Consider the following 22,644-nt stretch of genomic DNA (forward strand, 5'->3'; position numbering starts at 1 on the left):
CAGAGGAGGAAAAGTTTTTGGGGCGACCAGCGGTCCGATGACAACGCAGCTAGGCTGCATTGTCTGAATCGGCCCGCCTTCTAAAGGTCAAAAAGGCGGAAAAACCTCGCCGTTAAAGCGTGCTGTTGATGTTGCCGCCATCCATCAGGATGTTCTGGCCGACGATATAGCCCGCATATTGCGAGCACAGGAACGCGCACATCGCCCCGAATTCCTCCGGCTGGCCGACGCGCTTGGTGGGCAGGCCGGCGGCGCGGGCGCGTACCACCTCTTCGAGGCTCTTGCCGCTCTTTTCGGCCTCGATTTTGGCCAGCTTCTGCAGCCGGTCCGTATCGAACGCGCCGGGGAGCAGATTATTGATGATGACATTATGCTGGGCCACCTGGCGCGACAGCCCGGCGATGAAGCCGGTGAGGCCGGTGCGGGCAGTGTTGGAGAGGCCGAGATGCGGGATCGGCGCCTTCACCGAGCCGGAGGTAATGTTGACGATGCGGCCCCATTTGCGCTCGATCATCGGGTCGATCACGGCTTTGATCAACGCGATCGGGGTGAGCAGATTGCCGTTCAGCGCCTCCTGCCAATCCTGCTCCGAGAAGGTACGGAAATCCCCGGCAGGCGGGCCGCCGGCATTATTCACCAGAATATCCGGGCTGGGGCAGACAGAGAGGGCGGCCGCGCGGCCGTCCGGGGTGGTGATGTCCCCGGCGGCGAAGCTGATTTTGGCGCCGGTGGCGGCGGCGATCTCTTTCGCCGCGATGGCCAGCTTTTCCTCATTGCGGCCGGTGATGGTCACCGCCACGCCGGCTTGGGCGAGGGCCTGGGCACTGGCGCGGCCAAGCCCGGCGCTGGCGGCGCAGACCAGGGCGGTGCGGGAGTGAAGACCAAGATCCATGATGAATTCTCCAATACGATACGTCTATTGGGCGTTTTCAGCCGCGGCGGCGCGCTTATTATGCCAGTTTTCCATCAGCTTCAGCACCGTCGCGGAGGTCTCCTCGATCGAGCGGCGGGTGACGTCGATGGTCGGCCAGCCGCGCTCATTGCACAAGCGCCTTGCCCAGATCAGCTCTTTTTCCACCGAATCCTGGTCCACGTAATCGGAGCTGTCGACCCGGCCGAAGATTTCATTGGTGCCGATCAATTTCAGCCGGTGGCGGCGGATATCGATCAGGGATTTCGGGTCGATGGTCAGGCCGATGATCGGGCAGGAGGGGTTTTCCAGCTCCTTGGGCAGCGGCGTGTTCGGCACCAAAGGCACGTTCAGCGCCTTGATGCCGCGATTGGCGAGATAAAAGCAGGTGGGGGTTTTGGAGGAGCGCGAGACCCCGACCAGCACCACATCCGCCTCGCTCACCCCGCGATTGGCCTGGCCGTCATCATGCGAGATGACGAAATGCATGGCATCGATCCGGCGGAAATAATCGGCGTCCAGCACATATTGGCGGCCGGGCTTGTGTTTGGCGGGGGCGCCGAAATGGCTTTGCAGCATGTCCATCAGCGGGTCCAGCACATGCAGCAGCGGCACGCCGAGGCGGGCACAGGCGGCGTCCAGCTCATGGCGCAGCGCGTCATCTACTAATGAGCAGAGCACCGGGCCGGGATCCGCCTCGATCCCCTCCAGGACGCGGTGCAATTGCAGGCGCGAGCGGATGAGCGACCAGCGATGATAGGAGACGCGGCTTTCATCAAACTGCGCCACGGCGGCACGGGCCAGGGCGGTCAAAGTATCCCCAGTGGCGTCGGATATCAGATGTATATCGAGCTTATCACTGTCCATAATGCTGTTCATAGCGTGGATAACTCGGCTTGGCTCGCCCGATTTTCCGGATTGTGGGGATAAGAGTGGAAAACCGGTGAACGGGGGATGACCGCCAAACCTTCCCTGTGCAGATTGTGCATAACCGCTGGGGATATGTAAAAAACAGAGCCTTAGCGCTGGTTTCCTGCTGTGGATAAGTTTGTGGATTTTGACTCCAAGAGCCTTAACCCCCGTTATCCACAGGGTACTATCACTACGACTCTCACTTTAAATAAATAAAGATTAGGTTTAGGCGGTGGGCATGAAATTCCGTGAAGTCCTGGGAGGACGTGAGGTCTGGCCCCCGCCGCTCTGGCTGATGCGCCAGGCGGGGCGCTATCTGCCGGAGTACCGGGCGACGCGGGCGAAGGCGGGGGATTTCATCTCGCTCTGCCTGAATCCGGCGCTGGCCGAAGAGGTGACGCTGCAGCCGATCCGTAAATTCGGCTTCGACGCGGCGATCCTGTTTTCCGATATCCTGATCCTGCCGATGGCGATGGGGCAGGGGCTGCGCTTTGCCGAGGGGGAAGGGCCGCGCCTGCCGCCGCTGGAGGATCTGAGCCTGCTGCAGCCGGGCAAGGCGGCCGGGGTGTATGCGCCTGTCATCGAGACGGTGAGCCGGCTCAGCGCCTCTCTGCCGAAGCAGACGGGGCTTATCGGCTTCGCCGGCGGGCCGGCGACGGTGGCCTGCTACATGCTGGATGGCCAGGGCGGCGGCTTTCCGCGCACAAGGCAGCTGGCTTATGAGCGGCCGGATTTCGTGCGCGTGCTTGTGGATATGTTGGCCGAGGCCAGCATTGAGTATCTTTCCGCCCAGGTGGAGGCCGGGGCGCATTGCGTGATGCTGTTCGAGAGCTGGGCCGGGCTGTTTCCCCCGGAACAGTTCCGCGAGCTGGTGATCCGCCCGGCAAGGCGCATCTGCGATGGGCTGCGGGCCTTGCATCCGGGCTTGAAGATGATCGGGTTTCCGCGCCTGGCCGGGCTGATGCTGGGCGAATATGCGCGCGAGAGCGGGGTTGACGTGGTGGCGCTGGATAGCGTCACCGGCCTGGCCGAGGCGCGGGCGGCCTGCCCGCCAGGGACGATCTTCCAGGGCAATCTGGACCCGCTACTGTTGAAGCTGGGCGGGGAGGCGCTGGATGAGGCGGTGGAAGCGCTGCTTGCGCAGGTGAAGGGGCATCCACATATCCTTAATCTCGGCCATGGCATCACCCCGGATGTCCCGGAGGCGCATGTGGCGAGGCTGGTGGAAAAGGTGAGGGCCGCAAGATGAAAACCGCGATCGTCCTGTTCAATCTGGGCGGTCCGGACCGCCCAGAGGCGATCAAGCCCTTCCGGGTCAATCTGTTTTCCGACAAGGCGATCATCCGCGCCCCCTGGTTCATCCGGGTCTGGCTCTCACGGCTGATCGCGCGCTCATCCGCCAAGGCGGCCTATGAGAATTACCAGCTGATGGGCGGGCGCTCGCCGCTGCTGGAACTGACCGCGCAGCAGGCGCGGGCGCTGGAGGCGCAGCTGGGCGATGAATATCGCTGCTTCATCGCCATGCGCTACTGGCACCCCTTCGCGGCGGAGACGGTGCGCCAGGTGAAGGATTGGGCGCCGGAGCGGGTGCTGCTGCTGCCCCTTTATCCGCAATTTTCCACCACCACCACCGGCTCCTCGCTGAGCGATTGGCGCGAGGCGGCGGCGAAAGCCGGGCTGATCACCCCGGTGACGACGTTGTGCTGCTGGTTCGACGATCCGGCCTATATCGAGGCAACGGCGGCAATGGTGCGCGAGGCGATCGAGACCGCGCGGGCGCAGAATCCGGATTTGAAATTGCGGGTGCTGTACTCCGCGCATGGGCTGCCGGAGAGCATCGTGAAGGCCGGCGATCCGTATCAGGCGCAGGTGGAAGCCACCAGTGCGGCGGTGGGGGCGCGGCTGGCGGATATGGGGGTTGAACATCTGGTCTGCTACCAGTCCCGCGCGACGCCGCAGAAATGGCTGGAGCCGAGCACGATCCAGGCGATCGAGCAGGCCGGGCGGGATGGTGTCGGGCTGGTGGTGGTGCCGATTGCGTTTGTCTCCGACCATATCGAGACCTTGGTGGAGCTGGATATCGAGAACCGGCATCTGGCCGAGGAAAACAAGGTGCCGCTTTATGTGCGGGCGCGGGTGGCGAATGATGATCCGGCCTTCATCGCGGCGCTGGCCGGGCTGGTAAGGCGGGCGGGCGAAGCCGGCCTGTGCAAGGAAGGCGGACGCTGCGGGGCGGCGCATAAGGATTGCCCCTGGGAGAGACAGCGTGCGTCCTGATTTGATTATTTTCGATTGTGACGGCGTGCTGATCGATAGCGAGATTGTGGCTAACCGGGTGGTGGCGGCGGAGATGACGCGGCTGGGCTGGGCGATGGATGCGCAAGAATCAATGCGGCAATTTCTCGGCATGAATATCGGCGACATGCAGCCGGTGATCGAGGCCAGGCTGGGACGCAGCCTGCCGGCGGATTGGCGGCGCGCGATGGCGGACCAGCTGGTTGAGGTGTTGAAGGAGGAGGCGGCGTTGATCCCCGGCGCGGATGCGATGCTGGAGAAGGTGACGGCGCTGGGCTTTGACTGGCGCATCGCCTCCAACTCCTCCGATGAGGAGATGGCGGTGAAATTCGCCCGCACCGGCTTGTCAGAGATCACCGCCGGGCGCTGCATTTCCGCAGGAAGGGTGATTGCGCGCGGCGGGCGGGCGAAGCCGGCGCCGGATGTGTTTCTGGAAGCCGCCGCCGATGCGAGGATTGCGCCAGAACGCTGCATCGTTCTGGAGGATAGCGTGCTGGGCACGCGCGCGGCGGTGGCGGCGGGGATGGTCGCTTACGGGTTCGCGCCGCACGGCGATGGGGCGAAGCTTCTGGCCGAGGGATCGAGGCGGGTGTTCAGCCGGCTGGATGAGATTTTCGAGGTGCTGGCGTGAGCTTTTCGGTTCTGTTGCCATTTTTTAATTGGTTTTTGGCGCTGCATATCATGAGCTTCACCGCCTGGATGGCGGGGATGTTCTATCTGCCCCGGCTCTATGTATATCATTGCCAGACCAGACCTGGATCGGTTGAATCCGAACGCTTCAAGGTGATGGAACGGCGTTTGCTGAAACAGATCATCAATCCGGCGATGATCTCCACCTTCATTTTCGGCGTGCTGCTGGTGCTGACCCCAGGAGCGGTGAGCTGGAGTGCGGGCTGGTGGTGGACGAAGATTGTCGCCCTGGTGCTGATGTTCGGGTTTCACGGCGCATGTTCGCGCTGGCGCCGGGATTTTCTGAATGATTCGAATCGCCGGGCGGAACGGTTTTATCGCATCGCCAATGAGGTGCCGACGATCCTGTTCATCGTCATCGTCATCGCGGTGGTGGTGAAGCCCTGATCTCGTTCAGCCCGCCGCTGCTGCTGCGGGCTGGCGCGACCGGGGTGATTGCGTGGCTGGACCGCGTCGCCGGTGGGGTTTTCATTCTCTTCGGCTTTAAGCTGGCTTTTTCGAAGTTATAAAAGTTTTTTGGTGCCGCTTTTTTACAAAAAAGCGGCGAAAAACGTCTGGGGTGGTCGCAACATCGTGCCACCGCCCCGAACGTTTGTGGGGACTTTTTGGAAAAAGTCCCCACACCCCCAAAAACTTCTGCAAATTTTAAGAAATATATAAGTCACCTCTGAAAATTCCGGCAACACGGTCTACATAAGCTGCCTTGTTTGCAAGGAGTGGATGCGATGAGCGACAGTCAAAACCCTGTTTGGTTCATTACCGGCTGTTCGACCGGCTTTGGCCGCGAGCTGGCCTTGCGGGTGCTGCGGCGCGGGTGGAATGTGGTGGTGAGTGCGCGCAACGTGGCGCAGATTGCCGATATCGTTGAGAACAAGCCGAATGCGCTGGCGGTGAAGCTGGATGTCACCGATCAAGGCCAGATCGACGCGGCGGTGAAGGCGGCGGTGGAAAAATTCGGGCGGATCGATGTGCTGGTGAATAATGCCGGCTATGGCTACCAGAGCTCCGCCGAGGAGGGCGAGGAGCATGAGATCCGCGCCATGTTCGATGCCAATGTGTTCGGGCTGTTCGCGCTCACCCGCGCGGTGCTGCCGGTGATGCGGGCGCGCAAGAGCGGGCATATTCTCAACATCACCTCGGTCGCCGGGCTGATCGGCTTTCCTGGTTCGGCCTATTATGCCGCCTCCAAACATGCGGTGGAGGGATTTTCCGATGGGTTGCGCGCCGAGACGCAGGCGCTCGGCATTCAGGTGACCTGCGTCGAGCCGGGGCCGTTCCGCACCGATTGGGCCGGGCGCTCGCTGAAGCAGACGCCGAACAAGATCGCCGATTATGCCGAAACCGCCGGGGCGCGGCTGGAGGCGACCAGGGCGCGCAGCGGCAACCAGGCGGGGGATCCAATCCGGGCCGCCGATGTCATGATCGCGCTGACGCAGAGGCAGACGGCACCGCGCCATATCGTGCTCGGCGCGTTCGGCTATGACGCGGTGACGAAGAAGCTGGAAGAGCGTCTGGCGGAAATCAGCAGCCAGAAAGAAGACTCCTACAGCGCCGATTATCCGACCGGCTGAGCCAGGCTCAGCAGGCTCAGCGTGTGGCGCGCGATCATCAGCTCCTCATCGGTGGGGATGATCCGCACCTCGATCGCGCTCTCCGGCGTGCTGATGGCGGGCTCGTTCGCGTCATTGGCCTCCGGAGAAAGCTCCAGCCCCAGCCAGGAGAGATGCGCGCAGATGGCGGCGCGGATGGGGGCGGCGTGCTCGCCAATGCCGGCGGTGAAGATCAAGCCATCCAGCCCGCCAAGTGCCGCCACCAGCCCGGCGGCCTGCTTCGCCGCCTGGTAGGCGAAAACATCCAGCGCCAGTTTCGCGGCCGGCGAGCCATCGGCCAGCAGCAGCCGGACGTCGCCGGAAATGCCGGATAGGCCGAGCAGGCCGGATTTCTTGTAGAGCAGATCGGTAAGGGATGCCGCATCCATGTTGTGGGACTGCATCAGATAGAGCAGCACCCCGGCATCGAGGGCGCCGGTGCGCGTGCCCATCACCAGACCGTCCAGAGCGGTGAAGCCCATGGTGGAATCGATGGAGTTGCCGTTTTTCACCGCGCACATCGAAGCGCCATTGCCAAGATGCGCGATGATGACACGGCTTTTCACCAGATGCGGGGCCTGGGTGGGCAGGCGGGAGACGATATATTCGTAAGAGAGGCCGTGAAACCCGTAGCGGCGCACGCCTTCTTTATGCAGCGCTTCCGGCAGGGCGAAGCGTGTCGCGACATCCGGCATGGTGTGATGGAAGGAGGTATCGAAACAGCCGATCTGTTTCAGCCCTGGGCGCAGATTGAACAGAGCCTGCACCCCGGCGCAATTATGCGGCTCGTGCAAAGGAGCGAGCTGGCTGAGTTTGGCGATCTCGGCGAGATGCGAAGGGTCCAGCAGCAGCGGCTCGGTGAAGCTGGCGCCGCCATGCACGATGCGATGACCGGCGGCGATGAGATTATCCGCGCCGAGATGGGCTTCCACCCAGTTCAGAACTTCATTGAGAAGATCTTCATGATCCAGCGGCGCGTGGTCTGGCCAGCGCCGCTCGAAGGCCAGGGTGCCGCCCGCCTTGATGCGCAGATGCGGGGCGGCGCCGATATTCTCGGCCTCGCCCTCGGCGATGCGGGTCAGCCCATCGCGCAATTCGAACAAAGCGAATTTGATGCTGGAGGAACCGGCATTGATGGTGAGGATCGCGTCAGCCATGATGGGAAGCCAGCATCACCGCGATGGCGCAGGAGGCGAGGCGGGCGCGCTCCGTATCCGCCCGGCTGGTCAGGATGATCGGCACGCTGGCGCCCAGAACGATCCCCGCCGCATCCGCGTTGGCGAGAAAGCTCAGCTGTTTGGCCAGCATGTTGCCGGATTCGATATCCGGCACCAGCAGAATATCCGCCTGACCGGCGACCGGGGAGATGATGTGTTTCTGCGCGGCGGCGTCGGCGCTGATCGCGTTATCAAAAGCCAGGGGACCGTCGATGATGGCACCCGTGATCTGGCCGCGGTCGGCCATCTTGCAAAGCGCGGCGGCATCCAACGTGGCCTGCATATGCGGGTTGATGGTTTCCACCGCGGCCAGGATGGCGGCGCGCGGTTCCTCGATGCCCAGGGCCTTGGCGAGATCGATGGCGTTTTGCAGAATGTCGCGCTTTTCTTCAAGATTTGGGCAGAGATTGATCGCGGCATCGGTGATCAGCAGCGGTTTCGGGTAGGCGGGCACGTCCATGACATAGACATGGCTGAGCCGGCTGCCATTGCGCAGGCCGGTCTCGGGTTTCATCACCTCGTGCAGAAGTTCATCACTATGCAAAGCGCCTTTCATCAGCGCCCTGACTTCGCCGGATTTCGCCAAAGCGACGGCGCGGCTGGCGGCCTGCGCGCTGGTTGCCGCCTCCTCGATCCGAAAGGCTGCAATATCGATGTTATATTCAGCGGCTTTGGCCTGGATGAGCGCGGCCGGGCCGACCAGGATGGGGGTGATGAGGCCGCGCTGTGCAGCCTCCGCGGCGGCCTGCAAGGAGGTTTCATCGCAGGGCCAGGCGATGGCGGTGGCGAGTTTTTCGCCGGAGGTCGCCTTAGCCAGCAGCGTGCGCAGAAACTCATGCCGCAGCAGCCGGACTTCCGGCAAGGCGATGGCGGGGCGGCTGACCTTTTCCGTCGGCGCCTGCACGGTGGCGGTGCCGCTCAGCACCTCCTTGCCGTCCTGGTTGCGGCAATGGCAATCCAGAATAACACGGTGTTTTTCCGGTTGCAGATCGGTGATCGTCAGCGTCGCGGTGATGCTGTCGCCAGGGGAGACCGGGGCGCGGAATTTCAGCTCCTGGCCGAGATAGATGGTGCCGGGGCCGGGGAGTTTGGTGCCGAGCACGGCGGAGATCAGCCCGGCGGTGAGTACGCCCTGGGCGATGATATGGTGGAAAAGGTCGGACGCCGCATAGTCCTTGTCCAGATGCGCGGGGTTCACATCGCCGGAGATGACGGAGAAGAGGGCGATATCGTCCATCGTCACAGTGCGGGTGAGGCTGGCGCTATCGCCCAGCGCCAGCTCGGCGAAGATGCGGTTTTCCAGCAGCTCGGTCTGCATATCCATTGTGATATCCTTCAGCGTTGGAAAATATAGGTGCCGGGGGCGGACTCTTTCGCGGGGTAGCCAGCGTTGCCCAGCTGCGGCGGGTTGGTGGGGGCGCCGGAGCGTGCGGCGAGCCAGCCGGCCCAGTCCGGCCACCAGGACCCTTCCTGGCAATAAGCCTGGCTCTGCCATTCATCCGGCGGCACGTAGAGATCCCCCGGCTTGCGTTCCAGCTTGCAGAAATGCCGGTGCGGGTGGCCGGGTTCGCTCACCACCCCGGCATTATGGCCGCCGGAGGTGAGAACGAAGGTGAAATCATTGCCGTTGAGCTGTTGCAGTTTATAGACCGAGCGCCAGGGGGCGATATGGTCGGTCTCGGTGCCGATGACGAAGAACGGCGCCTTGATGTCGGCCAGCGAGATCTTGCGCCCGCCCGCCTCGAAGCGGCCCTCGGCGAGGTCGTTATTCAGGAACAGCTTGCGCAGATATTCCGAATGCATGCGGTAGGGCATGCGGGTGGCGTCCATGTTCCAGGACATCAGATCATTCGGATGGTCCTGCTCGCCGAGATAATAGCGGCGGATCATCTGCGACCAGACCAGGTCGTTGGCGCGCAGCATCTGGAAGGCGCCGGCCATTTGCGGGGCGTCCAGATAGCCTTGCGCCCACATCACGTCATCCAGGAAGTGCAGCTGGGATTCGTTGATGAACAGCTGCAACTCGCCGGCTTCGGTGAAATCCGTCTGCGCGGCCAGCAGGGTGAGGGAGGCGAGGCGCTCATCGCCATCGCGCGCCATGGCGGCGGCGGTGATGGAGAGCAGCGTGCCGCCCAGGCAATAGCCGGCGGCGTGGATTTTTTCGCCATTGCAGATGGCGGAGACGGCGTCGATGGCGGCCATTGTGCCCAGGCGGCGGTAATCATCCAGCGACACATCGCGCATCGAGGCGTCCGGGTTGCGCCAGGAGATGCAGAACACGGTGAAGCCCTGGGAGAGCAGATATTTCACCATCGAATTCTGCGGCGAGAGATCGAGGATGTAATATTTCATGATCCAGGCGGGGACGATGAGGATCGGCTCCGGGCGCACGGTCTCGGTTGCCGGGGCATATTGGATCAGTTCCAGCAATTCATTGCGCAGCACCACCCGGCCAGGGGTGAGCGCGACGTCATGGCCGGGGCGCATCGGCAGGGGCTGGGTTTTGCTGGTGCCGGCGGCGCGCAGATCCTCGATCAGGTTTTTCGCGCCCTGGCGCAGGCTCTCGCCCTGGCTTTCCTGGGCGCGCTTGAGCACTTCCGGGTTGGTGAGGGGAAAGTTGGAGGGGGCCAGCACGTCCAGCACCTGGCGGGCGGCGAAATTGACGATGCGCTCATTCTCATGGCTGACGCCGTCGATATCGGTGGTAGCCGCCTGCCAGAAGCGCTCGCCGCGCAGGAAGGCCTGGACGGCGAAGGCCGCCGGGCCCTGGGCCCAGCTCGGGTCGCGGAAGCGGTGATCCTGCGGCTCGGGCGTCACCGGCTCGTAGGGCAGGCCCAGCGCCTGGTGGGTGAGGGCCTGGGCGTCGTTCGCGGCCTGGCGGGCGAGCTGCAGCTGCCGGCCGGGCTGGTCGGCGAGATGCAGCGCCCAATCCGCCCAGGCCAGGGCCAAAGCGGCGAGGGAAAGGCCGCCAGTGAGCCGCGCCTGGGCGGCGTGCAAGGCGCGGTCGAGATCCGCTTGGGGGTGAGGTGGTTCGGACATGAGAGGCTCCCTAATTCCCGATAAGATGTTCACCGCCATCGATGGGCAGGATGAGGCCGGTGAGCATGCGCGCCGCATCGCAGACCAGGAAGGCGGCGAGCGCCCCGCAATCCTCGATGCTGGCCAGCCGCCGTTCCGGCGACAGGCGGGCGGCATTGTCCAGCAGCTCGGAGAAATGCTCGATGCCGCTGGCGGCGCGGGTGGCGATGGGGCCGGGCGAGAGGGCGTTGACCCGGATGGCCTTGCCGCCCAGCTCAGCGGCGGCGTAGCGCACGGCGCTCTCCAGCGCCGCCTTCACCGGGCCCATCAGCCCGTAATGCGGGATGACGCGCTCCGAACCCTGATAGGTGACGGCGAGCAGCGTGCCGCCTTGCGGCATCAAGGGCTCGGCCAGCTTGGCGGCGCGCAGGAAGGAGTGGCAGGAAATATCCATCGCCTGGGCAAAGCCGGCGGCGGAGCTGTCCACCACACGGCCGTGCAGATCCTGCGCCGGGGCGAAGGCGATGGCGTGCAGCAGAAAATCCAGCCCGCCCCATTTGGCCTTCACCGCCTCGAACACCGCCTCCAGCGCGCCGGGCGCCTGCACATCGCAGGGCAACAGCAGCTCACAGGGCAAAGTGGAGGTGACGGCTTCGACGAAGGGCTTGGCCTTGTCGTTGAGATAGGTGGCGGCCAGCACCGCGCCCTCCTGCGCGAAGGCCTGGGCGCAGCCGGTGGCGATGCTGTGCTGGTTGGCGATGCCAAGAATGAGCCCGCGCTTTCCGGCAAGCCGTCCCGGAGCGGCGGGGGGCGTCATGGGGCGGAAACATCCGGCCGGTGCGCGGCTTTGCTGGGGCGCTCGGCCCGGGCTTGCGGCCCGTCCTCGGCATCGCGCGCGGCCTTGGTATCTAGCCAGGCGGAAAGCAGCGTGGCGTTGGCGCGCATGATGGTCTGGCCATAGGCGATCTGCGCCTGGGTGAGGCTTTGCATGCGCTCGGCCATGTCCGTGAACATGGCGCCGCCATAAGGGAGCTTCGCGGCGGCGAGAAACTCCTTGGAGATGCCGAGAACGTTGAACGGGTCGTTTTGGGTCTTGTCCGACATAACACAGTCTCCTGGGTCAGGATCAATGCCCGGAATCAGCCATCTTTCGTGATCTGGCGCATTGACCTTTATCAAGCCTCTGACGTGACATTTTTGCTGCATGCCGCAACAGAGAGGGAAAATCGCGCGGCATCAGCGCGTTAACGACGGATAAATATTCGACTCCGGAATATACATTTTGTTTACAAAATTCGGGTCTGCTGGCGGCATGAGCAGATTTTTTTCCAGGGGCCGGGAAACCATGCGCAAGCTGTTATGGGCGTCGCGTTTCATGCATTGGCTGCGCGACCTGATGGCCCTGCCGGAGGATGATCCTGCCCTGGCGGCAACGCAGCTTGCGGCGCTGTCGCAGCGCTTGCCCACGCTCTATGTCGTATCGATCTTCAACCTGGGCAGCCTGGCGATCACGCATATGCGCGTGGCCCCGCCATTACTATGGCGGACGATCCCGATATTGCTGGTGTTTTTGGCGTTGATCCGGCTGGCGGTGTGGCTGCGCCGGCGCCGGTGCCTGACCCCGCGCGAGGATGCGGTGCGCAAGCTGCGCGCGGCGCGGCGCAGCGGGGTGGTGCTGGGGAGTTGCGCCGGCGGCTGGGCGCTGCTGCTGCTGCCCTATGGCGATGTCTATCAGCGTTTGCAGGTGGAGGTCGCGGTCGGGTTGTTTCTGCTGACCTGCTTCATCTGCCTGATCAGCCTGCGCAGCGCTGCGATCCTGCTCGGGCTGATCATCGGCGTGCCTTATGCGCTGGTCTTTCTCTTGGCGCCGAAGACGTCAGCGCTGCTGAGCGGCGCCGGAACGGTTCTGGTGCTGTTCGTCACCCTGCAGATGCTGCTGCGCAACGCCGAGGATTTCGTCGCCCTCAGCCATTCGGAGCGGGAATTGCAACGCCGCCAGCGCGAGACGCAGCTTCTTTCGGACGAGAATTCGCGTCTGGCCTATCTGGACTCGCTCACCGGGCTGCCCAATCGGCGGCGGTTTTTCGCCGAGCTGGAGCAGGCTCTGACCGATGCCGCGCAAGGCGGACAATGCCTCGCGGTGGCGCTGATGGATCTGGACCGGTTCAAGGGCGTCAATGATATGTACGGCCATGCGGCTGGGGACAGGTTGCTCTCACAGGTCGGCGCGCGGCTGCGGCGTCTGGTGGGGGAGGGGATTTTCATCGCCAGGCTGGGTGGGGATGAGTTTGGGGTGATTTTGCGCGATTGCCAGGGCGAGGCGGCGGTGCGGCACTTCGCCGCCGATCTGCGGCATGTGCTGGAAGGGCCGTGCATCGTCGGGGACCGGCTGGCGACGATTTCCAGCTCGCTGGGGGTGGCGATCTATCCGGATGCCGGCGGCACCGCCGAGGAGTTGTTCGAGCGCGCGGACTACGCGCTGTATCACGGCAAGCAGACGGAAAAAGGCGGGATGGTGCTGTTCTCCCGGGAGCATGAAACACGCATCCGCGCCGAGGCCCGGCTGGAGCAGGCATTTCGCCATTCCGATATGGAATCTGAATTATGGGTGGCGTTCCAGCCGATTGTGGATGTCGCGCAGCGCAAAGTGGTGGCGTTCGAGGCGCTGGCGCGCTGGCAAAGCCCGGAGCTGGGGCTGGTGAGCCCGGGCCTGTTCGTGCCATTGGCCGAACGCTCCCAGCTGGTTTGCCCGATGACGGCGGTGCTGTTGCAAAAAGCCCTGGCGGCGGCGAGGGAGTGGCCGGAACATGTCAGTCTGAACTTCAATCTTTCGCCGTATAATTTCACCTCGGTGGAGACGATGAGCAGGCTCCGCACGCTGGTGACGGGGAGCGGGCTGGCGCCGTCGCGGATCGAGTTCGAGGTGACGGAATCCGCCTTGCTGGATGATTTCGAGCATGCACAATCCTGTTTGCGGGAATTGCGGGCTCTGGGGGCGCGGATTGCGCTGGATGATTTCGGCACCGGCTTTTCCAGCCTCAGCCATGTCAGCCGGTTGCAGCTGGATAAGATCAAGATCGACCGCAGCTTCGTGATCGATGTTCATTCCAGCGCCACCTCGGCCAATATCGTCAAGACGATCATTTCGCTGTGCGATAATCTGCGGCTGGATTGCGTGGTGGAAGGGGTGGAGACGCTGGAGCAGCTGCACACCATCGCAGCGCTGGGCGCCCATTTCATTCAAGGCTTTCTGATTTCGCGGCCGGTGCCGGCAGAGGCGGTGGCGGGGCTGATTGAGGGGTTTGAAGCCGCAGCCCCCCATGCGGCCTGACGCGGCAAGGCGGAGGCTGAGAGCAATATGTGTTTAGGTTGGCACGCCAGCGTCAAGATAAACACATATTGCTCTAACAAGCAGCCATAACCTGTCCCGCGCGCCAGGCCGCAAGCCGCAAAAAACCCAGACGCTTGCGGCGGCTGGGTCAGTGAGGGGTTAGCTTATTGTTGGTGAATTATTCGGCGGCGGCGTGGCTCAGGCGCGGGCCGGGCACGCCGATCGGCAGCACGGTATGGCCATGCGCCTCGTTGATGATCTCAGCAGCGCCGAGATAGAAGGCCAGGATCGCGGTGATCAGCCCGCCATAGCCGCCCAGCGTGCCCAGGGCGGGGATGCCCAGCAGATCCTTGAAGCCGAGCAGCAGGAAGGTGACGGACAAGGCCGCGAAGATCAGGAACAGGGTGCGGTTCAGCGCGAAGGTGCCGACCCACATCGCGATGGTGAAAACGCCCCAGACCAGCAGATACCAGCCGACAGCGACAGCCGGCACGCCCTTGGCGAAGAATTCCACGAACAGCGCGAAGCTCCACCAGAAGGCGCCGTAGGAGCAGAACGCAACGAAGCCGAAGCTGTTGCCTTTCACCATCTCCATCAGCCCGGCGCAGAATTGCGCGGTGCCGCCGAAAGCGATGGCCATGGCCAGCACCAGCGGCACGGCGGTGGCGGGCATGAAGCCGGAATTGATCAGACAGAGAAGCCAGGTGGTCAGGGCAAAGCCGAACAGCCCGAGGGGGGCGGGGTTTGCGAGCTTCATATTCTTTATTCCTCCAGAAGAGTTGCGCTTTTTGGTCGTCTTTTTGTCATTTTGTTTTATTTCCGGGCCGTTATTCGGCCTCTGATATGTAGCTTATTGCATATTTTTCATGGTCACGGAAGAACTCTGATGCATCAAGCCTTTAGCTGGACGCGCTCATTTTTGTTTTGGCCAGCAATTCCATGTGTTTATTTTGACGCCGCCGCGTCGGCCTCAACCTATATCGCTCTCGTGCTTGTCTCGTTTTGGAGCGTTTTGTTCCGGCCCTCCTGCGCATCCGATGGGTGGCTGAAACCGCATCGGGCGCCTTCTGGGTCGTCGCCGGGAGGGATCACTGAAACCAGGCCGCTTTGGGCCTCAGATGACCGGGTTCTGGACCCCGTCCATCGGCAGCACGGCGCCGTTGACGTAGCTGGAGAGCGGCGAGGCGAGGAACAGCACCGCATTGGCGATCTCTTCCGGCTTGGCCATCCGCCCGGCGCGGATTTTCGCCACCGTCTCGGTCAAAGCCTCGTCCATGGAGATATTGCGGCTGCGGGCGGTGGCCTGCAGCCCTTCCTGCACGCGGCCGGTCTCGGTGAGGCCGGGATTGATGCCGTTGATGCGCACGCCGGACGTGGCGTAGGCGGCGGCGAGGCCGGCCGTGGCCAGCATCAGGGCCGCATTCGCCGCGCCGCCGGCGATATGCTCGGGGGCCGCCACCTTGCCGCCGACGCCGATGATGTTGACGATGGCACCATGCCCGCGCGCGGCCATGCGCTTGATCGCGGGGTCGACCAGATTGATGGTGGAGAAATATTTCGCGTCCATCGCGGCGCGGTAGGCGTCCGGGGTGAGGTCCGGCGGCGGGTTGCGCCGCGCGGCGCCGGCGCTGTTCACCAGCACCTCCAGGGCCCCAAGCGCGGCCTCGGTCTTGTCCAGCAGCGCCAGCGCCGCATCCGCATCCGAGAGATTGGCGGCGAAGCCGATGGCACCCGGAAGCGCCGCCAGCGCGGCGTCGATATTGGCCTGATCGCGCGAGGCGATGGCCACCCTTGCCCCTTGCGCCAGAAACGCCTTGGCGCAGGCCAAGCCGATGCCCTTGGAGCCGCCAGTGACGAGCACCGCCTTGCCGGCCAGCCCGAGATCGATCACGCCGCCACCTCGGCCGGCAGCACTATCTGCTGCAGGGCCGCCACCAGGTCATCCATCATCGCATCCGTATGTTTCGGGCCGGGGGTGAAGCGCAGACGCTCGGTGCCGCGGGCCACGGTGGGATAGTTGATCGGCGTGGCATACATGCCGAATTCCCGGATCAGCCGCATCGAGACTTCGGTGGCCTTGGCGGCGTCGCCGATCATCAGCGGCACTATATGGGAGTTGCTCTCCATCACCGGCAGGCCAGCCGCCTTGAACTTGGCCTTCAGCGTCTCCGCGCGGTCGAACAGCAAAGCCCGGCGCTCATCATCCTCTTTCAGGATGCGGATAGAGGTCAGCGCCGCGGCGACGGTCGGCGGCGGCAGAGCGGTGGTGAAGATGAAGCCGGCCGCGACCGAGCGTATATAATCCAGCACCTTGAAATCGCCGGTGATATAGCCGCCATGGCAGCCATAGCCCTTGGCCAGCGTGCCCTCGATGATGGTGATGCGGTTGGCGACACCATCGCGCTCGGAAACGCCGCCGCCATGTTCGCCATACATGCCCACCGCATGCACCTCGTCCAGATAGGTGAGGGCGTTGTACTTGTCCGCGAGGTCGCAGATTTCCTTCATCGGGGCGATGTCGCCATCCATGGAATAGACGCTCTCGAAGACGATCAGCTTCGGCGCCTCGGCCGGGGCGGCGGCCAGCAGCCGCTCCAGATCCGCAAGATCATTATGCTTGAACACATGCACCGTGGCGGTCTTGCCGCCCTTGATGCCGACGATCATGGAATTATGGTTCTGCGCGTCCGAGAACACATGCCAATCCGGCAGGGAATTCAAAATCGCGGTCAGCGTCGCCTGGTTGGAGACATAGCCGGAGGTAAACAGCAGGGCGGCATCCTTGCCGTGCAGATCGGCCAGCTCCTCCTCAAGGGCGACATGCAGCGGCGAGGAGCCGGCGATGTTGCGGGTGCCGCCGGCCCCGGCGCCGTAGCGCCGGGCGGCGGCGGAAGCGGCCTCGATCACCCGTGGGTCGGTGCCCATGGCGAGGTAGTCATTGGTGGACCAGACCAGGATATCCCGTGTCTGGCCTTCCATGGTGACGGAATAATAGGGGAAGCGGTCGGCCAGCTTCTCCAGCGCCACGAAACGGCGATAGCGCCCCTGGGCCGAGATGTCGGCCAGCGCCTCGTCGCATTTGGTAAGAAATTTATGCATCTCGACCCGCGTTCGTGAAAATCCTAGGCGAAAAAAGCGCCCGCCAGCCGCCCAAGTCAATGACGCAAATCAACCGGGCAGCTTTGTGCGAAGCACAGTTGTAGGAGCTGTACGGCGCGACTCTCGGCTGCGCGCCGTACAGCTTTCGCGGGTCAGACGCGCCCGGCGACGTAGGTGCGCAAACTGTCCACCTCGTGCTGGCTCTGGTCGATCCGGGCTTTCACCACGTCGCCAATGCTCACCAGCCCGGTGAGGCGGCCATTTTCCAGGATCGGCAAATGGCGGAAATGGCCGTTGGTCATCATCTCCATCGCCTGCTCGACGGTGGTTTCCGGGGTGCCGGTGGTGATCTTGCGGGTCATCAGCGCGCCGGCGGTCATCGAGAGTGTGCCGGCGGCGCGGGTGGCCAGGGTGCGGACCACGTCGCGCTCGCTGAGAATGCCGATCAGCTCGCCATTTTCCACCACCAGCACGGCGCCGATGACTTTCTCCGCCAGGATGCTGACGACACCGCTGACCGGCAGATCCGCCGGAACCGAAACGAAACCGGGGGGCTTGTTCTTCAAGATCGCACTTACGAGCATTTTATTCCTCCGTTTTCAGCAAGTATGGGGCAAAGCCGCGGCAAGGTTCAATTATTATTTGAATTGGTCTCAGAAATTTCAGGTGTAAGCTGTGTTTCGACCAGATGCGCGAAGACGCCGCGCTGCGCCAGCAAATGCTGGAACGTCCCGCGTTCGACGATGCGGCCGGCCGCGAACACCAAAATCTCATCCGCATCGCGGATGGTAGAGAGGCGATGGGCGACGACAAAGCTCGTCCGCCCTTGCATCAGCTGCCGCAAAGCCCTGGAAACGCTGGCCTCGGTGGCGGCATCCAGCGCCGAAGTGGCTTCATCCAGAATCAGGATTGGCGGGTTTTTCAAAATCGCCCGGGCAATCGCCAGGCGCTGTTTTTGTCCGCCAGAAAGGTTAACACCGCGTTCGCCGATCAGGGTTTCAAAACCATCCGGCTGCGCCTCGATGAAATTTAACGCCTCGGCCATTTCGCAGGCGCGGCGGATGTCTGCCGGTGTCGCGTCCGGGCGGCCGATGAGCAGATTCTCGCGGATGGAGCGGTTGAACAGCATGGCGTCCTGAAACACCACACCGATGGCGCCGCGCAGCGAGTCCAGCGTGACAGCCCGCAGATCCTGGCCGTCGATGCTGATGGCGCCGGCGCTCGGATCCCAGTAGCGTTGCAGCAGCGCCATGGTGGTGGATTTGCCGGCCCCGGTGGCGCCGACCAAAGCGGTGACGCTGCCGGGGCGGGCGGTGAAATCCAGATCCTCGACGATCGGCACCGCGCTTTGATAGCCGAAGCTGACATGCGCGAACCGCACCGCGCCGGCGCGCAGCGCCAAAGCTTTGGCCCCCGGCGCCTCGGGCAGCAGGCTGGGCGCGTCCAGCACGGTGAAGAATTCCGCCAGGGTGGGCATTTGCAGGAATAGCCGGGAGATGAAGCCCATCGCTCCGGTCAGCCGCCCGACCAGCAGCATGGCGAAGCCCATGAAGGTGACGATGGCGCCGACACTGGCCTGGCCGCGCAGATGCAACAGCGTGCCCAGCATGAAGATGACGATGATGGTGATGGTGCTGGCCGCCGAGGTGACGACGCTGAGCAGCGCCCACCAGTTCAGCACCGGGATCTGCCGGTTCAGCACCGCCTCGCTGGTGCGGCGGAACTGGGTGGTCTCGGCGGTGAGGCGGGTGAAGGCCTGCACCACCAGCACATTCGCCAGCGTATCCTGCGCGGTGCCGGCGAGGTTGGACTGGTGGCGCTCGACTTGGCGCTGGGCGGTTTCCGTGCAGGTGATCACGAAGGCGGTGAGGGCGCAGAACAAAACCACCAGCAGGATCAGCGCCAGCGCCAGCCGCCAGTTCAGCACCAGAGTGAGCGGCAGCAGCAGCAGAATGGCGAGTGCCGTGGCCAGATGCTCCTTGAAGAAGGTCAGCCACATCCAGAACAGAGCGTCGGCGCCGGAGAGCATGATTTTCATCAGCTGGCCGGAATGGCGGCGGGTATGGAAGGCGGGGGGCATTGAGAGCACATGCTGGTAAAACCGGCTCATCACCAGCAGCCGGTTGCGATGCGCCAGCCGCTCGGCCTGCACGGCGAGCACGATGCTGGCGCCGATGCTGGCCAGCCCGACCATCGCCCAGAGCCCGAGCAGCCTCACCGCCCCTCGCACCACCACGGCCCGCGCCTGCGCATCGGCCCCGGTGAGCAGATTGATGACCCGGCCGAACAGCACCGGCTCGGCGAACTGAAAGCCCATCACCGCCAGATTGGCGAGGACCAGGAACCAGGCGATGGCGCGGTCCTGCCGGAGCAGGCCGAGCACGCGGGCATAGAGGGCGAAAAATTTCATCCTGACCAGCCTGAAGGGCAAATGGGGCTGGCGCATGGCGGGGATGACTCGGCGCCTTGATTCAAATCATTGTTTTTGACATTCATTCGCATTAAGTCTGGGCTTCAAACCTCTGCTGGGGATATCAAGTGCTGCGCCAGACCCATTTAGGCTCGTCCGATGCTGGAACCACCCCGCGTGACATGACGCTGGGGCAGGCCAAGCCCGGCTTCAAAGGCAATATTCTCGCGGTGGACCCGGTCGGCGTGCAGGGTAGCCTGCCGGAAGAGGAGCTGGAGCGCCGGCTGCTGGAGATGGGGCTGGTGGAGGGGGCCGAGATCGAGGTGCTGCACCAGGGGCTGATCCGGCGCGACCCGATCGCGGTGCGGATCAATGGCCGCGCCACCTTCGCGCTGCGCCGGCGGGAAGCCGGCGCGGTGCTGGTGGTGCCCGCCTGAACCGGATTTAACAGATGAGCCATTGCGCCGAGGCCCCGGAAAACGGCGCCGTTTTGCTTGCCGACAATACCGCGCGGATCGCGCTGATCGGCAACCCCAATTGCGGCAAGACCGCCTTGTTCAACGCCTTGACCGGCAGCCGCCAGCATGTGGCGAATTATCCGGGGGTCACGGTTGAGCGCAAGGCCGGCAATTTCACCACGCCGGGCGGGCGCGCCATCCGGGTGCTGGATCTGCCCGGCACCTATTCCTTGCGCGCCCGCAGCCCGGATGAGGTGATCGCCCGTGACGTCGTGCTGGGCCGGGTGGCCAGCGAGGCGCTGCCGGAATTTCTGCTCTGCGTGGCGGATGCGACGGATCTGCGGCTCTCGCTGCGGCTGGCGCTGGAGCTGAAGGCGCTCGGCGCGCCGATGGCGCTGGTGCTGAACATGGCGGATATCGCCAAGCATCGCGGCATCGTCATCGATACTGAAAAGCTGGCGGGGATGCTGGGCATGCCCGTCGTCGCCTCGGTGGCGGTGCGCAAGGCCGGCATCCGCGAGCTGCTGGCCTTCCTGGATGAGCGTGTGGCGCTGGGGCTGCCGGCGCCCAAGCCCGTGCCCGCCTGGGAAGCGCCGGACCGCCACGCCATGCGCGACCTGCAACGCCAGGCGGATACGTTGATCGCCGCCTGCGTGACGATGCCGGCGCAGACCTACAGCACCACGGCGCGCATCGATAAGGTGCTGCTGCACCCCATCGCCGGGCTGGTGGTGCTGTTCGCCATCCTGTTCGTGATGTTCCAGGCGGTGTTCACCTGGGCGCAGGCGCCGATGGACGCGATTTCCAACCTGTTCGATTGGTTCGGCGTGCTGGCCGGGCATGTGCTGCCGGACGGGCCGTTGCTCTCCTTCCTGCGCGATGGCGTGTTGAACGGCGTCGGCTCCGTGGTGGTGTTCCTGCCGCAGATTTTGATCCTGTTCTTCTTCATTCTGGTGCTGGAGGATTTCGGCTACATGGCCCGCGCCGCCTTCCTGATGGACAGGATCATGGGTGGGGCCGGGCTGCATGGGCGCGCCTTCATCCCGCTGCTCTCCAGCTTCGCCTGCGCCATTCCCGGCATCATGGCCACCCGGGTGATCGATGGCCGGCGGGACCGGCTGGCGACGATCCTGGTGGCGCCCTTGATGACCTGCTCGGCGCGGATTCCGGTTTATACGCTGATCATCGGCGCCTTCATTCCGGACAGGCATGTGCTGGGCATCCAGCTGCAGGGGCTGGTGATGTTCGGGCTCTATGCCGTCGGCATCGTCGCGGCTTTGGGCGTGTCCTTCATCATGAAGCGTCTGGTCTGGCGCAAGGCGCAGCATGACCCGTTCCTGCTGCAGCTGCCCGATTACAAGATGCCGAGCCCGCGCAGTGTCGCCATCGGCCTCTGGCAGCGGGCGAAGGCGTTTCTAAAGCGCGCCGGGACCACGATCTTCTCGATGATGATCGTGATCTGGGCGCTTTGCTCGCTGCCGCTGGCCCCGAAGGGCGCCACTCAGCCGACGATCGATTACAGCGCCGCCGCCTGGATCGGCCATGTGCTGGCGCCGATCTTCCAGCCCATCGGCTTCAACTGGCAGATCAATGTCGCGCTGATCCCCGGCATGGCGGCGCGCGAGGTGGCGGTGGCGGCCCTCGGGACGGTCTATTCCATCTCCGCCTCGGCGGATGATCCGGGCCATCTGGGCGGGGTGCTGGCGGCGCATTGGAGCATCGCCACGGCGCTGGCGCTGCTGGCCTGGTACGTGTTCTCGCCGCAATGCGCCTCCACCCTGGCGACCATTCGCCGCGAGACCGGCGGCTGGCAATGGGCGGCTTTGGTGTTCGCCTACATGCTGGCGCTGGCCTACGGGGCGGCGTTCGTGACCTATCAGCTGGCTTGTCTGGCCGGGCTTGGGTAGAGAAGTCGTGGGGGACTTTTTGGAAAAAGTCCCCTACCCCTCCGGCGCCTTTCCAACGCTGCTGCGCAGCATTGGAACCTTTGGCGCCTCTGCCCCCAAAAACTTTTGCTCCTTACCTCGGGGGTTAGGCGCGTTCTAGCGCATTCGCTAAAGCTTTGGGTGTTGAGAGGAAGGGGGAATGGTCGGCTTGCAGGGTCAGCACCGTGTCGCACGGCAGCGCCGCCTGCATCGCCCGCTGCAAGGCCAGAGGCAAAATCCTGTCCTCGGTGCATTCTATATAGGCGCGGGGCAGGTCCGGCGTGGCGGTGATGGCGGCGGAAAAGCTGCCCATCGGCTCCGGCTGCAGCCGCGCGGCGGCACGGGCCGCCAGCTCCGGCGGGGCGAGATTGTAAAACCGGGGCACCACCGCCTCAGCTGCTACCGCCAGGCAGCGCCCGCGTGCCGGGCGTAGATAATCCGGCGCGCCACCGGCTTCCTTCATGGCCATGGCGCTCTGCATGCTCCCGCCCGGCGGCAGCAGAAAGCCGGTGAGATAGACCAGCTTGCGGACCGCCTGGGGGGCGATTGCGCCGGCTTCCGAAATCACCAGCCCGCCCCGGCTATGGCCGACCAGCAGCACCGGCTCCGGCGCCGCCAGCGCCAGATCCGCCACTTGCCGCGCCCAGAGCGGCAGCGGGTTGGCCCCGGCCGGGACCGGCACGAGATCCGGCGCGATCACCTGATGCCCGGCCGCTTCCAGCAGCGGGGTCAGCGCCTCCCAGCACCAGGCGCCATGCCAGGCGCCGGGAACCAGCAGAAACACGGCCAT

21 protein-coding genes are annotated in these 22,644 nt (G+C 64.1%); 8 read left to right on the plus strand and 13 right to left on the minus strand.

Going from position 1 to position 22,644, the window contains the following annotated elements; genetic code table 11:
* Window positions 1-112: 112 nt before the first annotated feature.
* Window positions 113-892: an SDR family oxidoreductase gene (locus tag T331_RS0102735; RefSeq protein ID WP_026438935.1), complete on the minus strand. Its 780-nt coding sequence runs from the start codon at window positions 890-892 to the stop codon at window positions 113-115.
* A gap of 24 nt (window positions 893-916) precedes the next feature.
* Window positions 917-1,777, minus strand: coding sequence for a pyruvate, water dikinase regulatory protein (locus T331_RS0102740; RefSeq protein ID WP_026438936.1), 861 nt, complete (start codon window positions 1,775-1,777; stop codon window positions 917-919).
* A gap of 283 nt (window positions 1,778-2,060) precedes the next feature.
* Between T331_RS0102740 and hemE the strand changes: the two genes are divergently transcribed.
* From hemE to T331_RS0102765, 5 genes are all read left to right on the plus strand, one after another.
* On the plus strand, window positions 2,061-3,071 hold the full coding sequence (gene hemE, locus T331_RS0102745) for a uroporphyrinogen decarboxylase (RefSeq protein WP_026438937.1): 1,011 nt from the start codon (window positions 2,061-2,063) through the stop codon (window positions 3,069-3,071).
* Complete coding sequence (gene hemH, locus T331_RS0102750; protein WP_026438938.1) at window positions 3,068-4,099, plus strand: ferrochelatase; 1,032 nt, start codon at window positions 3,068-3,070, stop codon at window positions 4,097-4,099. The genes hemE and hemH overlap by 4 nt, the downstream gene beginning before the upstream one ends.
* Window positions 4,089-4,748, plus strand: coding sequence for an HAD family hydrolase (locus tag T331_RS0102755; protein WP_026438939.1), 660 nt, complete (start codon window positions 4,089-4,091; stop codon window positions 4,746-4,748). The genes hemH and T331_RS0102755 overlap by 11 nt, the downstream gene beginning before the upstream one ends.
* Entirely contained in the window at window positions 4,745-5,194 is a 450-nt protein-coding gene (hemJ, locus tag T331_RS0102760) for a protoporphyrinogen oxidase HemJ (protein WP_026438940.1), read from the plus strand. The genes T331_RS0102755 and hemJ overlap by 4 nt, the downstream gene beginning before the upstream one ends.
* 338 nt (window positions 5,195-5,532) lie before the next feature.
* Window positions 5,533-6,378 (plus strand): oxidoreductase, encoded by an 846-nt coding sequence (locus T331_RS0102765; RefSeq protein WP_026438941.1) that lies wholly within the window; start codon window positions 5,533-5,535, stop codon window positions 6,376-6,378.
* Here T331_RS0102765 and T331_RS0102770 read toward each other — a convergent pair.
* From T331_RS0102770 to T331_RS0102790, 5 genes are read right to left on the minus strand one after another with little or no spacing between them, the layout of a single operon-like run.
* Window positions 6,363-7,553 carry an acetate/propionate family kinase gene (locus tag T331_RS0102770; protein ID WP_026438942.1) on the minus strand — a complete coding sequence of 397 codons (1,191 nt, stop codon included), beginning with the start codon at window positions 7,551-7,553 and terminating at the stop codon, window positions 6,363-6,365. The two genes, T331_RS0102765 and T331_RS0102770, sit on opposite strands and share 16 nt — an antisense overlap.
* A complete protein-coding gene (locus T331_RS0102775) occupies window positions 7,546-8,937 on the minus strand; it encodes a bifunctional enoyl-CoA hydratase/phosphate acetyltransferase (RefSeq protein WP_155992574.1) in 1,392 nt (463 codons plus the stop codon). The genes T331_RS0102770 and T331_RS0102775 overlap by 8 nt, the downstream gene beginning before the upstream one ends.
* 11 nt (window positions 8,938-8,948) lie before the next feature.
* On the minus strand, window positions 8,949-10,652 hold the full coding sequence (locus T331_RS0102780) for a PHA/PHB synthase family protein (protein WP_026438944.1): 1,704 nt from the start codon (window positions 10,650-10,652) through the stop codon (window positions 8,949-8,951).
* 10 nt (window positions 10,653-10,662) lie between these two features.
* A complete protein-coding gene (gene fabI / locus T331_RS0102785) occupies window positions 10,663-11,448 on the minus strand; it encodes an enoyl-ACP reductase FabI (protein WP_026438945.1) in 786 nt (261 codons plus the stop codon).
* Complete coding sequence (locus tag T331_RS0102790) at window positions 11,445-11,735, minus strand: hypothetical protein (RefSeq protein ID WP_026438946.1); 291 nt, start codon at window positions 11,733-11,735, stop codon at window positions 11,445-11,447. The genes fabI and T331_RS0102790 overlap by 4 nt, the downstream gene beginning before the upstream one ends.
* Before the next feature lie 241 nt (window positions 11,736-11,976).
* Between T331_RS0102790 and T331_RS0102795 the strand changes: the two genes are divergently transcribed.
* Window positions 11,977-13,962 (plus strand): putative bifunctional diguanylate cyclase/phosphodiesterase, encoded by a 1,986-nt coding sequence (locus tag T331_RS0102795; RefSeq protein ID WP_026438947.1) that lies wholly within the window; start codon window positions 11,977-11,979, stop codon window positions 13,960-13,962.
* A 178-nt stretch (window positions 13,963-14,140) separates the two neighbouring features.
* On the opposite strand, the gene T331_RS0102800 is transcribed toward T331_RS0102795, so the two are convergent.
* The 5 genes from T331_RS0102800 to T331_RS0102820 form a co-directional block, all read right to left on the minus strand.
* Window positions 14,141-14,719: an acetate uptake transporter gene (locus T331_RS0102800; RefSeq protein WP_008494781.1), complete on the minus strand. Its 579-nt coding sequence runs from the start codon at window positions 14,717-14,719 to the stop codon at window positions 14,141-14,143.
* Window positions 14,720-15,076: 357 nt separating this feature from the next.
* Window positions 15,077-15,853 carry an SDR family oxidoreductase gene (locus T331_RS0102805; protein WP_244876880.1) on the minus strand — a complete coding sequence of 259 codons (777 nt, stop codon included), beginning with the start codon at window positions 15,851-15,853 and terminating at the stop codon, window positions 15,077-15,079.
* Window positions 15,850-17,061: a 5-aminolevulinate synthase gene (gene hemA / locus T331_RS0102810; RefSeq protein WP_026438949.1), complete on the minus strand. Its 1,212-nt coding sequence runs from the start codon at window positions 17,059-17,061 to the stop codon at window positions 15,850-15,852. The genes T331_RS0102805 and hemA overlap by 4 nt, the downstream gene beginning before the upstream one ends.
* A 152-nt stretch (window positions 17,062-17,213) precedes the next feature.
* Entirely contained in the window at window positions 17,214-17,645 is a 432-nt protein-coding gene (locus tag T331_RS0102815; RefSeq protein ID WP_008494785.1) for a CBS domain-containing protein, read from the minus strand.
* 47 nt (window positions 17,646-17,692) lie between these two features.
* Window positions 17,693-19,471, minus strand: coding sequence for a glucan ABC transporter ATP-binding protein/ permease (locus T331_RS0102820; RefSeq protein WP_035179108.1), 1,779 nt, complete (start codon window positions 19,469-19,471; stop codon window positions 17,693-17,695).
* Between the two features lie 128 nt (window positions 19,472-19,599).
* On the opposite strand from T331_RS0102820, the gene T331_RS0102825 reads away from it, so the two are divergent.
* Window positions 19,600-19,908, plus strand: coding sequence for a FeoA family protein (locus T331_RS0102825; protein ID WP_234730872.1), 309 nt, complete (start codon window positions 19,600-19,602; stop codon window positions 19,906-19,908).
* 14 nt (window positions 19,909-19,922) lie between these two features.
* The gene (gene feoB / locus T331_RS0102830; protein ID WP_211248666.1) at window positions 19,923-21,836 is read left to right on the plus strand and encodes a ferrous iron transporter B; all 1,914 of its coding nucleotides are present in this window, start codon (window positions 19,923-19,925) and stop codon (window positions 21,834-21,836) included.
* A 124-nt stretch (window positions 21,837-21,960) separates the two neighbouring features.
* Here the strand turns inward: feoB and T331_RS0102835 are convergent, their stop codons facing one another.
* The gene (locus T331_RS0102835; protein ID WP_026438953.1) at window positions 21,961-22,644 is read right to left on the minus strand and encodes an alpha/beta fold hydrolase; all 684 of its coding nucleotides are present in this window, start codon (window positions 22,642-22,644) and stop codon (window positions 21,961-21,963) included.

The organism is Acidocella facilis ATCC 35904 (assembly GCF_000687875.1).
In the GTDB taxonomy this organism is placed as follows: domain Bacteria; phylum Pseudomonadota; class Alphaproteobacteria; order Acetobacterales; family Acetobacteraceae; genus Acidocella; species Acidocella facilis.